The 11,857-nt window shown below is 65.1% G+C and carries 24 protein-coding genes; all 24 read right to left on the bottom strand.

Going from position 1 to position 11,857, the window contains the following annotated elements; all coding sequences use genetic code 11:
• The 24 genes from rpsK to rplB all read right to left on the bottom strand — a co-directional run bounded on the left by rpsK (window position 1) and on the right by rplB (window position 11,787).
• Window positions 1-402, bottom strand: coding sequence for a 30S ribosomal protein S11 (gene rpsK, locus B5F73_RS05920; protein ID WP_075279274.1), 402 nt, complete (start codon window positions 400-402; stop codon window positions 1-3).
• Between the two features lie 10 nt (window positions 403-412).
• A complete protein-coding gene (gene rpsM, locus B5F73_RS05915; protein WP_087227332.1) occupies window positions 413-784 on the bottom strand; it encodes a 30S ribosomal protein S13 in 372 nt (123 codons plus the stop codon).
• Window positions 785-799: 15 nt separating this feature from the next.
• Entirely contained in the window at window positions 800-913 is a 114-nt protein-coding gene (gene rpmJ, locus B5F73_RS05910; protein WP_013252436.1) for a 50S ribosomal protein L36, read from the bottom strand.
• Window positions 914-1,001: 88 nt separating this feature from the next.
• Entirely contained in the window at window positions 1,002-1,220 is a 219-nt protein-coding gene (gene infA / locus B5F73_RS05905; RefSeq protein ID WP_075575875.1) for a translation initiation factor IF-1, read from the bottom strand.
• 104 nt (window positions 1,221-1,324) lie between these two features.
• Entirely contained in the window at window positions 1,325-2,116 is a 792-nt protein-coding gene (gene map / locus B5F73_RS05900) for a type I methionyl aminopeptidase (protein WP_087227331.1), read from the bottom strand.
• Complete coding sequence (locus tag B5F73_RS05895) at window positions 2,113-2,739, bottom strand: adenylate kinase (RefSeq protein ID WP_087227330.1); 627 nt, start codon at window positions 2,737-2,739, stop codon at window positions 2,113-2,115. The genes map and B5F73_RS05895 overlap by 4 nt, the downstream gene beginning before the upstream one ends.
• A 48-nt stretch (window positions 2,740-2,787) precedes the next feature.
• The gene (secY, locus tag B5F73_RS05890) at window positions 2,788-4,065 is read right to left on the bottom strand and encodes a preprotein translocase subunit SecY (RefSeq protein WP_087227329.1); all 1,278 of its coding nucleotides are present in this window, start codon (window positions 4,063-4,065) and stop codon (window positions 2,788-2,790) included.
• Window positions 4,059-4,508, bottom strand: coding sequence for a 50S ribosomal protein L15 (gene rplO, locus B5F73_RS05885; RefSeq protein ID WP_087227328.1), 450 nt, complete (start codon window positions 4,506-4,508; stop codon window positions 4,059-4,061). Before rplO ends, secY begins: the two co-directional genes overlap by 7 nt.
• Before the next feature lie 9 nt (window positions 4,509-4,517).
• Window positions 4,518-4,703, bottom strand: coding sequence for a 50S ribosomal protein L30 (rpmD, locus tag B5F73_RS05880; RefSeq protein ID WP_087227327.1), 186 nt, complete (start codon window positions 4,701-4,703; stop codon window positions 4,518-4,520).
• 2 nt (window positions 4,704-4,705) lie between these two features.
• Window positions 4,706-5,227 (bottom strand): 30S ribosomal protein S5, encoded by a 522-nt coding sequence (gene rpsE, locus B5F73_RS05875; protein WP_087227326.1) that lies wholly within the window; start codon window positions 5,225-5,227, stop codon window positions 4,706-4,708.
• A gap of 9 nt (window positions 5,228-5,236) precedes the next feature.
• Window positions 5,237-5,605, bottom strand: a complete 369-nt coding sequence (gene rplR, locus B5F73_RS05870; RefSeq protein ID WP_087227325.1) for a 50S ribosomal protein L18 — start codon at window positions 5,603-5,605, stop codon at window positions 5,237-5,239.
• 59 nt (window positions 5,606-5,664) lie between these two features.
• The gene (gene rplF, locus B5F73_RS05865) at window positions 5,665-6,201 is read right to left on the bottom strand and encodes a 50S ribosomal protein L6 (protein ID WP_087227324.1); all 537 of its coding nucleotides are present in this window, start codon (window positions 6,199-6,201) and stop codon (window positions 5,665-5,667) included.
• 28 nt (window positions 6,202-6,229) lie between these two features.
• The gene (gene rpsH, locus B5F73_RS05860) at window positions 6,230-6,628 is read right to left on the bottom strand and encodes a 30S ribosomal protein S8 (protein ID WP_075575866.1); all 399 of its coding nucleotides are present in this window, start codon (window positions 6,626-6,628) and stop codon (window positions 6,230-6,232) included.
• A gap of 88 nt (window positions 6,629-6,716) precedes the next feature.
• A complete protein-coding gene (locus B5F73_RS05855) occupies window positions 6,717-6,902 on the bottom strand; it encodes a type Z 30S ribosomal protein S14 (RefSeq protein ID WP_087227323.1) in 186 nt (61 codons plus the stop codon).
• Window positions 6,903-6,964: 62 nt separating this feature from the next.
• Window positions 6,965-7,522 (bottom strand): 50S ribosomal protein L5, encoded by a 558-nt coding sequence (rplE, locus tag B5F73_RS05850; RefSeq protein ID WP_087227322.1) that lies wholly within the window; start codon window positions 7,520-7,522, stop codon window positions 6,965-6,967.
• A 345-nt stretch (window positions 7,523-7,867) separates the two neighbouring features.
• A complete protein-coding gene (gene rplX / locus B5F73_RS05845) occupies window positions 7,868-8,185 on the bottom strand; it encodes a 50S ribosomal protein L24 (RefSeq protein WP_075575864.1) in 318 nt (105 codons plus the stop codon).
• A 13-nt stretch (window positions 8,186-8,198) separates the two neighbouring features.
• Window positions 8,199-8,567, bottom strand: coding sequence for a 50S ribosomal protein L14 (gene rplN / locus B5F73_RS05840; RefSeq protein ID WP_075575863.1), 369 nt, complete (start codon window positions 8,565-8,567; stop codon window positions 8,199-8,201).
• Between the two features lie 75 nt (window positions 8,568-8,642).
• Window positions 8,643-8,909 (bottom strand): 30S ribosomal protein S17, encoded by a 267-nt coding sequence (rpsQ, locus tag B5F73_RS05835; RefSeq protein WP_075575862.1) that lies wholly within the window; start codon window positions 8,907-8,909, stop codon window positions 8,643-8,645.
• A gap of 14 nt (window positions 8,910-8,923) precedes the next feature.
• Window positions 8,924-9,139: a 50S ribosomal protein L29 gene (rpmC, locus tag B5F73_RS05830; protein WP_087227321.1), complete on the bottom strand. Its 216-nt coding sequence runs from the start codon at window positions 9,137-9,139 to the stop codon at window positions 8,924-8,926.
• A gap of 3 nt (window positions 9,140-9,142) precedes the next feature.
• Complete coding sequence (gene rplP / locus B5F73_RS05825; RefSeq protein ID WP_075575860.1) at window positions 9,143-9,568, bottom strand: 50S ribosomal protein L16; 426 nt, start codon at window positions 9,566-9,568, stop codon at window positions 9,143-9,145.
• Window positions 9,568-10,278, bottom strand: a complete 711-nt coding sequence (gene rpsC / locus B5F73_RS05820; protein WP_087227320.1) for a 30S ribosomal protein S3 — start codon at window positions 10,276-10,278, stop codon at window positions 9,568-9,570. The genes rplP and rpsC overlap by 1 nt, the downstream gene beginning before the upstream one ends.
• A 6-nt stretch (window positions 10,279-10,284) precedes the next feature.
• Entirely contained in the window at window positions 10,285-10,644 is a 360-nt protein-coding gene (gene rplV, locus B5F73_RS05815) for a 50S ribosomal protein L22 (protein ID WP_087227319.1), read from the bottom strand.
• A 15-nt stretch (window positions 10,645-10,659) separates the two neighbouring features.
• A complete protein-coding gene (gene rpsS, locus B5F73_RS05810) occupies window positions 10,660-10,920 on the bottom strand; it encodes a 30S ribosomal protein S19 (protein WP_087227318.1) in 261 nt (86 codons plus the stop codon).
• A 30-nt stretch (window positions 10,921-10,950) separates the two neighbouring features.
• Window positions 10,951-11,787, bottom strand: coding sequence for a 50S ribosomal protein L2 (rplB, locus tag B5F73_RS05805; protein ID WP_087227317.1), 837 nt, complete (start codon window positions 11,785-11,787; stop codon window positions 10,951-10,953).
• Window positions 11,788-11,857 lie beyond the last annotated feature (70 nt).

The following is an 11,857-nucleotide window of genomic DNA, read 5'->3' as shown; positions in this document are numbered from 1 at the left end:
CTACACGCGGCGACGCTTGCTCAGACGGCAACCGTTGTGCGCGATGGGGGTCTTGTCCTGGATACCCGACACCTCGAGGCCGGCGGCCTGCAGGGAGCGGATGGCGGTCTCGCGGCCGGAGCCGGGACCCTTGACGAACACGGCGACCTTGTGCAGGCCGTGCTCCATGGCCGCCTTGGCAGCGGCCTCGGCGGCGAGCTGGGCGGCGAACGGCGTGGACTTGCGGGAGCCCTTGAAGCCGACGGTGCCACCGGACTGCCAGGAGATCACGTTGCCCTGGGGGTCGGTGATGGAGACGATCGTGTTGTTGAACGTGCTCTTGATGTGGGCCTGGCCCACGGCGATGTTCTTGCGCTCGGAGCGGCGCACGCGGGTGGTGCGCTGGTTCTTCTTCTGCGGCATTGTCTACTCCCTAGCCCCTCTTCTTGGCACCGATCTGACGCTTCTTGCCCTTGCGGGTGCGAGCGTTGGTGTGGGTGCGCTGACCGTGGACAGGAAGGCCCTTGCGGTGACGGAGGCCGCGGTAGCAGCCGATCTCCATCAGGCGGGCGGTGTTCTGACGCACCTCGCGGCGAAGGTCGCCCTCGGTGGTGTAGTTCGCGTCGATGAAGTCACGAATCTTGGTGACCTCGTCCTCGGTGAGGTCCTTGACGCGGGTATCGGGGTTGACACCGGTCTCCGCGCAGATCTTGGTGGCGCGGGTCTGGCCGATGCCGAAGATGTAGGTGAGTCCGACCTCAACGCGCTTGTCGCGCGGCAGGTCGACGCCGTTGATACGGGCCAACTTGGAGCTCCTTCCTTAGCCCTGACGCTGCTTGTGGCGCGGGTTCTCGCAGATGACGTAAACCTTGCCATGGCGACGGATGATCTTGCACTTGTCGCACATCTTCTTGACCGAAGGACGTACCTTCATGCGTCTTCCTTCCGGTAGTGCTGATACGAACTATCTACTCGCCCAGCCGCTGGCGTGAATATCCACAGCTGAAGAGCGGGCGCCTCCCCTACTTGTAGCGGTAGGTGATGCGTCCCCTCGTGAGGTCGTACGGGGAGATCTCCACGACGACCTTGTCGCCCGGGAGGATGCGGATGTAGTTCATCCGGATCTTGCCCGAGATGGTGCAGAGAATGGTCTTGCCGTTCTCAAGCTCAACGTTGAACATCGCGTTGGGCAGGGGCTCGACGACCTTGCCCTCAAGCTCGATTGCGTCCTGCTTGCTCAAATTGACACCCTCTCCACTCCGACAGCGACCAAATATCATACCTAAAATTCACGTACGTTCCACACGGCACTTCTCGCGCTGCATGAGACGCACACAAGCGACGTCTACTCGTCGACGCCGCCCTGCATCGGGCACCAGGGGCCCTTCTCGTCCTGCGTGAGAATGACCGGACCGTCCTCGGTGACGGCAACGGTGTTCTCGTAGTGCGCGGCGGGCAGGCCGTCGTCGGTGACGACCGTCCAGCCGTTGCCGAGCGTGTGGCAGCGATAGGTACCGAGGCAGATCATGGGCTCGATGGCGATGACCATGCCCGCCTGGAGCTTGACGCCGCGCCCGCGCCTGCCGTAGTTGCGGACCTCGGGCTCCTCGTGCATGACGCTGCCGACGCCGTGACCCACGTAGTCGCGGACCACGCCGTAGCCGTTGCCCTCGGCCAGCTCCTGGACAGCCGCGCCGATGTCACCGAGGTGGTTGCCGGGAACGGCCTGCTCGATGGCAGCCTTGAGGCAGTCACGCGTGCACTCGCAGAGCGCCTGCCACTCCTCGGGGGGCGTGCCGACATAGAACGTCCAGGCGTTGTCGCCGACCCAGCCCCGGTAGGTGGCGCCGGTGTCGATGGAGACGATGTCGCCCTCCTGCAGGACCACGCCCTGGGAGGGGATGCCGTGGACGATCTGCTCGTTGACCGAGGAGCAGATGCTCCCCGGGAAGCCGCCGTACCCCTTGAAGGTGGGGACGGCGCCGTGCAGCCTGATGAAGCCCTCCACGACCTGGTCGATCTCCAGGGTCGTGGCGCCGGGCCTCACCAGGCTGCCAGCACGACGAAGGGCCGCCTTGGACAGAGCCCCGGCGGCCTTCATCTGCTCGATCTGTTCGGGAGTCTTGATCTTGATCATAGACCGAGAAGGACCTTGACGTCGGCATAGACCTCGTCGACCGGACGGTCCCCGTCAACCTCCTTGAGGATAGAGTGGCCGCGGTAGTACTCCACCAGCGGCGCGGTCTGGGACTCGTAGACGTCGAGGCGGTGCTGAATCGTCTCGGGCTTGTCGTCGTCACGCTGGTACATCTCGCCACCGCAGCGCGGGCAGGTGTCCACGCCGGCAGGGGCGGTGTAGCCGCAGGAGCGGCAGGTACGACGGGAGCTCAGGCGCTCGACGATGACCGCGGGCTCCACGGAGACGAGAAGCGCGGCGTCGAGCGTGCGGCCCATGGCGCCGAGCTCGGAGTCGAGCGTGACCGCCTGGGCGGTGTTGCGCGGGAAGCCGTCGAGGATGAAGCCCTTCTGGGCGTCGTCGGCCTCGAGGCGCTCCTTGACCAGGTCGATGACCAGGTCATCGGGGACGAGCTTGCCCTCGTCCATGTAGCCCTTGGCCTTCTTGCCGAGCTTGGAGCCCTCCTTGATGGCGGCGCGCAGCAGGTCGCCGGTGGAGATGTGGGCCAGGCCGTACTCTGCGACGAGCTTCTGGGCCTGGGTGCCCTTACCTGCGCCGGGGGCGCCGAGAAGAACGATGTTCATGATGCGGACCGCCTTTCCTAGCTGCTTACCTTACCTAAACCACTCGGGCTACTTGAAGAAGCCGTCGTAGTTGTGCATCTTGAGCTGGCTCTCGATGGAGGAGAGCGTGTCCATGGCGACGCCGACCATGATCAGGACGGAGGTGCCGCCGAACGCCTGGATGAGCGAGTTGCCCGTGAACCAGAAGATGATCGTGGGCACCACGGCGAGAACGGCCATGAACAGCGCGCCCGGGAGCGTCACGTGGTCAATGGCGCTCTTGATGTAGGCCGCGGTGGCGGCACCCGGGCGGACGCCGGGGATGAAGCCACCCTGCTTGCGCAGCTGGTCGGCCGTCTCGGTGGGGTTGAACACCATCGAGGAGTAGAAGTACGCGAAGGCGACGATCAGCACGACCGAGAGCACCCAGTTGATCCAGCCGGTGGAGAGGGCGTTGGCAAAGCCCTGGACCCACTCGACCGACGGGAAGAAGACCGCCAGCTGAGCCGGCAGGTACAGGATCGCGGACGCGAAGATGATCGGCACGACGCCCGCCGTGTTGACCTTGATCGGCAGGTAGGTGGACTGACCACCCATCATGCGACGGCCCACGACGCGCTTGGCGTACTGGATGGGGATGCGGCGCTGGCCGCGCTCCACGAAGACGATCAACGGGATGATGGCCACGATGACCAGCATCGTCACCACGGTGAGCACGATGTTGCCCGTGCCCGTGACCGAGGAGATCAGCGAGGTGGGCAGGCCCGACATGATGTTCGCGAAGATGATGAGCGACATGCCGTTGCCGACGCCGCGCTGGGTGATGATCTCGCCGAGCCACATGATGAGCATCGCGCCGACGACCATCGTGAAGACGATCATGACGTCGAGCAGAAGCTCGGGGACGCCGGCGCTCGCCAGGCTCACGCCGTAGCTACGGAACATGAACAGGTAGCCGATGGCGTTGAGCAGGGCGAGACCGATCGTGAGGTAACGCGTGTACTGCGTGATCCTGCGCTGACCGGCCTCGCCCTCGCGGGCAAGCTCGCCGAGGGACGGAATCACGGCCTGCAGCAGCTGCAGAATGATCTGCGCCGTGATGTAGGGCATGATTCCGAGGCTGAACACCGACATGCGGGAGAGTGCTCCGCCCGAGAACAGGTTGAGCACCGCCATGGCGCCGCTCTCGGAGAGCCCGCTCTGGTAGGCACCGAGCAGGTCCTGGAACGGCGCGCCCGGAACGGGCAGATAGGCGCCGAAGCGATACAGCAGCAGAATCGCCGCCGTAAGGAGCAGCTTCTGCCTGAGCTCCGGAACGCGGAACGCGTTGGCGATTCCCTTTAGCACGCCTGCTCGACCTTTCCTCCGGCCGCCTCGATCTTGGCCTTGGCAGAGGCGGAGACCTTGTCCACCTTGACGGTGAGCTTCTTGGTGAGCTCGCCGTCACCGAGGACCTTCACGGGAACATAGTTGTACTTGATGACGCCCTTGGCAACCAGGGCATCGGCGTCGACGGTCTCACCGTCGGCGAACAGCGCGTCGAGACGGGCGACGTTCACCGGGGCGTACTCGACGCGGTTGTGGTTCTTGAAGCCGGGGAGCTTGGGCAGGCGCATGGCGAGCGGCTGCTGGCCACCCTCGAAGCCCTTGCCCTTGCCGCCACCGGAGCGGGAGAGCTGGCCCTTGGTGCCGCGACCGGCGGTGGTGCCGTGACCGGACGAGTTACCGCGGCCGATGCGCTTGCGGTTCTTGCGCGAGCCCTCCGCGGGACGCAGATCGTTGAGCTGCATGAGTGACTCCTAGTTCTCTTCCACGACGACAAGGTGCTTGACCTTGAAGATCATTCCACGGATGCTCGGGTTGTCCGGCTGCTCCACGACGTCACCGATCTTGCGGAGGCCGAGGGCGCGGCAGGTGGCCGTCTGGTCCTTCTTGACGGAGGCGACGGCGCTGCGGACGAGCTTGATCTTGAGGGACTGAGCCATCGTTAGTTCTCCTTCCCGGCGAACATCTCGCTGACCGTGATGCCGCGGCGCTCGGCGGTCTGAGCGGGGCTGGAGAGCTCCTTCAGGCCCTCGGCGGCGGCCTTGATGATGTTCATGGCGTTGTTGGTGCCGAGGGACTTGGAGAGCACGTTGGTGATGCCAGCGAGCTCGAAGAGCGGGCGGACGGGGCCGCCGGCGATGACGCCGGTACCCTCGATGGCCGGCTTGATCAGCACGTGGCCGGCGCCGTAGTGGCCCTCGACGGCGTGCGGGATGGTGCCCGCCTCGGTGACGGGAACGTGGAACATGTTCTTCTTGGCGTCCTCGACGCCCTTGGAAATGGCCAGGGGCACCTCGGCGGACTTGCCCATGCCGAGGCCGACGTTGCCCTTGCCGTCACCGACGGCGACGAGGGCGACGAGGGACATGCGACGGCCGCCCTTGACGGTCTTGGAGACACGGTGGATGAAGACGACGCGCTCCTGAAGATCCGTGTCCTGCTGGCGCTTGCGATCTCGTGCCATTGAATCCTCCTAGAACTTCAGGCCCGCATTGCGGGCACCGTCTGCCAGAGCCTTGACACGGCCGTGATAGATGCGACCACCGCGGTCGAACGTGACCTCGGTGACGCCCTTCTCGACGGCGCGCTTGCCCACGAGCTCGCCCACGAACTCAGCGGCCTCCTTGTTGGAGCCGATCTTGCCCGTGGCGCGGAACTCGGGGTCGAGGGTCGAGGCAGAGCAGATGGTCTTGCCGTCGGCGTCATCGATGACCTGAGCGTAGATGTTTGCGTTGGTGCGGTGCACGCTGAGGCGCGGACGCTCAGCGGTGCCGAAGATCTTGGCGCGGACGCGGCGCTCGCGGCGCTTGAGACCGGCCTTCTTCGCCTGCTGCTTGTTCATTCCTTCTCCTTAGACGTGCCATCACCTGACGGGGTGATGGTCTTTTATAAGCCTCGAGGCTACTTGGCGGCCTTGCCGAGCTTCCTGCGGATGTGCTCGCCCTCGTAGTGAATGCCCTTGCCCTTGTACGGCTCGGGCGGGCGCTTCATGCGGATCTCGGCCGCGACCTGGCCGACCTGCTCCTTGGAGATGCCCTTGACGGTGATGTGGGTGTTGTCGGGCACCTCGAAGGTGATGTTGTCGGGGGCCGGGTAGAGCACCGGGTGGGAGTAGCCGAGGGAGAGGTCGAGGTCCTTGCCCTTCAGCGTGGCGCGGTAGCCGACGCCGGTGAGCTCGAGCTTCTTCTCGAAGCCCTCGGAGACGCCCACGACCATGTTGTGGAGGAGGGTGCGGGTGAGACCCTGCTGGGCGTTGGAGGCGGTGGACTCGTCCACGCGGACGACGTGAAGCTCCTCGCCCTCCTCCTTGATCTCAACGAGGTCGGAGAAGGTGCGGGTGAGCTCACCCTTGCCGCCCTTGACGGTGACGGTGGTGCCGTTGACTGTCACAGTGACTCCGGCCGGAACCTGGACAGGCTGCTTACCAATACGAGACACGGCTGTCTCCTTTCATTCCTGCCGAGAGTTACCAGACGTAGGCGATGACCTCGCCGCCGATGCCCTGCTTGCGGGCGTCGCGGTCGCACATCATGCCCTTGGAGGTGGAGATGACGGCGGTGCCGAGGCCGCCGAGCACGCGCGGGAGCTTGTCCGCGGTGGAGTAGATGCGCAGGCCAGGCTTGGAGATGCGACGGATGCCGCGAATCACCTTGGCGTGGCGGGCGCCGTACTTGAGGGTGATGTGGAGGGTCTTCTGCGGGGTCGTGTCCTCGACCTCGTAACCCGCGATGTAGCCCTCCTCGCAGATGACGCGGGCAACCTCGACGAGCACCTTGGTCGAGGGCATGGAGACCTCGGCCTTGTTGGCTGCGTTCGCGTTGCGGATGCGCGTCAGCATGTCGGAAATGGGATCAGTGATCTTCATGGATCATTCTCCTTCGGTAATGATGAACCTGAGTGCCCGGTTCGCCCGCACCCGTGGCGCGTGCGCCTGGGCGCCAGAGCCCTGCGTCCTACCAGCTCGCCTTGCGGACGCCAGGAAGCTCGCCCTTGCTCGCAAGCTCGCGGAAGCACACGCGGCAGAGGCCGAACTTGCGATAGACGGAGTGGGGGCGCCCACAACGCTGGCAGCGGTTCTGCGTACGCGTAGAGAACTTCGGCTCGCGCTGAGCCTTGACGATCATCGATGTCTTAGCCACAAATCCTCCTTCAGTGCAATCTCGGCGCCCCGCTCGCACGGGGCGTCTTGTTGATATACGACCTACTCAGCCTTGAACGGGAAGTGGAAGGCGGACAGAAGCGCCTTGCCCTCCTCGTCGGTCTGAGCGGTGGTCACGATGGTGATGTCCATGCCGCGGGTGTGGTCGATCTTGTCGAAGTCGATCTCCGGGAAGATGAGCTGCTCGGTGACGCCCATGGAGAAGTTGCCACGACCGTCGAAGCTCTTCGGGGAGATGCCGCGGAAGTCGCGGATGCGCGGGATGGCGATGGAGATGAGACGATCGAAGAACTCCCACATGCGGTCGCCGCGCAGGGTCACCTTGGCGCCGATCGGCATGCCGGCACGGAGCTTGAAGGTGGCGATGGACTTGCGGGCGTGGGTGATCAGCGGCTGCTGGCCGGTGATGGCGCGCAGGTCGGCGACGGCGCCGTCGATGGCCTTGGCGTCCGTGGCGGCCTCGCCGACGCCCATGTTCACCACGATCTTCTCGATCTTGGGGATCTGGTTGACGTTCTTGTAGCCAAACTGCTTCTGGAGCTCGTCACGCACGGTGGCGAAATACTGCTCCTTGAGACGCGGGACGTACTTGTCTGCCATGTTCACTCCTTAGATCCTGGGGTTCTCAGCACGGGGTTTCCAACCTCGTACCTCCCTGCCTTGGCGGGGCCGGGAGCCTTGTCATGCACCCGAGGCAGAATCCTCCCTGCCTACGGACGCAAGGAAACATATTACGCCCTTTCTCCACAAAAGGGAACGACGAACTCCTCGGCACCGTTTATGCACAAACCGCCGCCCCTCACGAGCACAGAGGTGCGGCGACAAGAACGAGCCTGAGCGCGCTAGTCAACGCAGGGAGCCCCCGGATTTCCGGAGAGAAGTTCCGCGAAGCGCACTTCTCGAAGGAAATCCGGGGGCTCCCGTCAGATGCGTGGGCTCAGGCTCTTAGAACTGGGCGCCGCACTTCTTGCAGACGCGAACCTTGTCGCCCTTGTCGTTCACGTCGTGGCCGACGCGGGTGGGCTTGCCGCACTTGGGGCACACCAGCATGACGTTGGACACGTCGATGGCGGCCTCCTTCTCGACGAAGCCACCCTGCTGGTTCTGGGCGCTCGGGCGGACGGCCTTCTTGACGACGGCGACGCCCTCGACGATGACCTTGCCCTCAGCGGGGAGGGCGCGGATGACCAGGCCCTCCTTGCCCTTGTCCTTGCCGGAGAGGACGACGACCTTGTCGCCCGTCTTCACGTTCATCTTCGCCATATTCACTCACTCCCTAGAGCGTCTCAGGCGCGAGCGAGACGATCTTCATGTACTTGTGGTCGCGGAGCTCACGAGCGACGGGCCCGAAGATACGGGTGCCCTTGGGCTCGCCCTCCTTGTCGACCAGCACGCAGGCGTTCTGGTCGAACTTGATGTAGCTGCCGTCCTTGCGGCGGGTCTCCTTGGTGGTGCGCACGATGACGCAGCGGACGATGTCGCCCTTCTTCACGGAGCCGCCCGGGGTGGCCTCCTGCACGGCGCCGATGATGACGTCGGCAAGTCCCGCGTAGCGACGCTTGGAGCCACCGAGGACCTTGACGCACTTCACGCGCCTGGCGCCGCTGTTGTCAGCGACGTTGAGCATGGTCTCCATCTGAATCATTGGTGTTCCTCCGAACTATCCCCCGAGAGGTGCGCCCACACGCGCGGCGCACGTCCGGGGATTCGTCACTGATACTTACTTGGCGCGCTCGACGATCTCCACGAGACGCCAACGCTTGGTCTTGGAGAGCGGACGCGTCTCCATGACGGTCACGAGGTCGCCGACGCCGCACTCGTTCTTCTCGTCGTGCGCGTGGAGCTTCTTCGAGATGGTCATCATCTTGCCGTACTTGGGGTGACGCTTGCGGTAGTCGATCTTCACCGTGATGGACTTGTCGCCAGAGATGGAGACGACCGTCCCGGTGACGACCTTGCGCGCGTTCCTCTTCTCGGTCTCAGCCATAGTCATATCTCCTGCTAGTTCTGGGCAGCGGACTTCTCCGCGGCGATCTGACGGGCGCGCTGCTCGGTCTGGACGCGCGCGATGTCCTTCTTCACGGTCTTGACGCGAGCCGTGTTGTCGAGCTGGCTCGTGGCCATCTGGAAGCGGAGGTTGAAGAGCTCCGCGCGGCCCTCCTCCAGCTTCTTGGCGAGCTCATCGTCGCTCATGGCCTGGATGTCCTTGTACTTCATTGACTATTCCTCCCCGTCCTTGTCGGTGCGGGCGACGATCTTGGTCTTGATGGGCAGCTTGTGCTGGGCAAGGCGCAGGGCCTCGCGAGCCACCTCGTCGGACACGCCGTCGATCTCGAACATGATGCGGCCCGGCTTGACGACGGCCACCCACTCCTCGGGATTGCCCTTACCGGAGCCCATGCGGGTCTCGGCCGGCTTCTTGGTGATGGGCTTGTCGGGGAAGATGGTGATCCAGACCTTGCCGCCACGCTTCATGTAGCGGGTCATGGCGACACGGCAGGCCTCGATCTGACGGTTGGTGATCCAGTGGGCCTCCAGGGCCTGGATGCCGTAGGAACCAAAGTGCAGCTCGGTGTTGCCCTTGGCGTGGCCCTTCATGGAGCCGCGCTGGACCTTGCGGTGCAGGACGCGCTTGGGTGCGAGCATTAGCGAGCCCTCCTCTCATTGCGACCACGGCGAGGACGAGAAGAACCCTCGAGCGCCGGACGGGGCGTGGCCTGACCGGGCAGCTTCTCGCCGAAGTAGATCCAAACCTTGACGCCGCAGGCACCCATGGTGGTGCGAGCGGTGGACTGGCCGTAGTCGATCACGGCGCGCAGGGTGTGCAGGGGCACGCGACCCTCGCGGTACCACTCGCGACGGCCCATCTCGGCGCCGTTGAGGCGGCCGGAGCACTGGATGCGGATGCCCTTGGCGCCGGCCTTGCGGGCGGACTGGACGGCCTTGCGCATGGCGCGACGGAAGGCGACGCGCTGCTCGAGCTGCTCGGCGATGGACTGGGCGACGAGGTTGGCGTCGAGCTCGGGGCGCTTGATCTCGACGACGTCGACGTTGACCATGCCCTTGCCCACGCCGGCGACCTTCTCGAGGTCGGCGCGCAGGACGTCGATGTCGGCGCCCTTCTTGCCGATCACGATGCCCGGGCGGGCGGTGTAGATGGTGACCTTGACCTTGTCGCCGGCGCGCTCGATGTCGACGCGGGAGAGGGCGGCCTTGGCGAGGCGCTTCTCCAGGTACTTGCGGACGGCGAGGTCGTTGCCGAGGGTCTCGGCGTAGTTCTTATCGGCGTACCAGCGGGAACGCCACTCCTCGGTGATGCCGAGACGGAAGCCGGTAGGCTGAACCTTGTGACCCATGCTCGCTTACGCCTCCTTTCGCGGAGCGACGACGACGGTGATGTGGCTCATGCGCTTGTTGATGCGAGAGGCAGAGCCCTTGGCGCGCGGACGGATGCGCTTGAGGGTGGGGCCCTCGTCAACGTAGGCGAGCTTGACGTAGAGGCTGTCGCCACGCATGCCGTTGTTGTTCTCGGCGTTGGCGATCGCGGAGCGCAGGACCTTGGCGACGTCGACGGCGGCGGCGCGCTTGGAGAACTGCAGGACCTCGAGGGCCTTCTCGACGGGGAGGTTGCGGATCAGCGAGACGACGGCACGGGCCTTGCGCGGCGCGACGCGCACGTACTTGGCCGTGGCACGGACCTCGTTGGTGTTGTTCTGAGGCATCTAGCTCCTACCTCCCTAGTTGGCCTTGTGGCCACGGAACGTGCGGGTGGGGGCGAACTCGCCCAGCTTGTGCCCGACCATGGACTCGGTGACGTACACGGGCACGTGCTTGCGGCCGTCGTGGACGGCGATCGTGTGACCGACCATCTCGGGGAAGATGGTCGAGGAGCGCGACCAGGTCTTGATGACCTCCTTGGTGCCGGCCTCGTTCTGAGCGGCGACACGCGCGAGGAGGCGAGTCTCCACGAACGGGCCCTTCTTGAGACTTCTGCTCATGCTTTCTATCTCCTACTACTCGTGTTCCGACTACTTGGACTTGCGGCGACGGATGATGAGGCGGTTGGAGGCCTTCTTCGGGTCGCGCGTCTTGTAACCCTTCGTCGGCTTGCCCCAGGGCGTCACGGACGGACGGCCGGAGGTGTGGTTCTTGCCCTCGCCGCCGCCGTGCGGGTGGTCGACCGGGTTCATGACGGTACCACGGACGGTCGGGCGGACGCCGGCCCAGCGGCTGCGGCCGGCCTTGCCGACGACGATGTTGGAGTGCTCGGCGTTGCCGACCTCGCCGATGGTGGCGCGGCAGGTGAGCAGGACGCGGCGAAGCTCGGAGGAGGGCATGCGCAGGACGGCGTAGCCGTTGTCCTTGCCCATGAGCTGGACGGAGGTGCCGGCGGCACGGGCCATGGCCGCGCCCTTGCCGGGCTGGAACTCGACGGCGTGGACGAGCGTGCCGACCGGGATCTCGGAGAGCGGCATGCAGTTGCCCGGCTTGATGTCGATGTCCTTGGTGCCGGAGACGACGGTGTCGCCCACGTGCAGGCCCTCGGGGCACAGGATGTAGGCCTTGGCGCCGTCAACGTAGTGGAGCAGCGCGATGCGGGCGGAGCGGTTGGGGTCGTACTCGATCGTGGCGACCTTGGCCGGGACGTCGTCCTTGCGGCGCTTGAAGTCGATCTTGCGGTACTGACGCTTGTGGCCGCCACCCTGGTGACGGGTGGTGATGCGGCCGTTGTTGTTGCGGCCGGCCTTCTTGGGCAGGGGCTCGAGAAGCGACTTCTCGGGCGTGGTGCAGGTGATCTCGGCGAAGTCCGAGACCGTCTGGAAACGCCTGCCGGCGCTCGTGGGCTTGAGGTGCTTGACTGCCATTGAAACCTTTCCCTTCTTTTCCGTTGGCCGTTCCGCTCAGGGAGTGGCGGACGACACCGGATTACCACGG

Origin of the sequence: Olsenella sp. An270, assembly GCF_002159735.1 — a bacterium.
In the GTDB taxonomy this organism is placed as follows: domain Bacteria; phylum Actinomycetota; class Coriobacteriia; order Coriobacteriales; family Atopobiaceae; genus Thermophilibacter.
The sequence above is the reverse complement of the archived record's forward strand: the minus strand, read 5'-3'. Positions and strand labels throughout refer to the sequence as shown.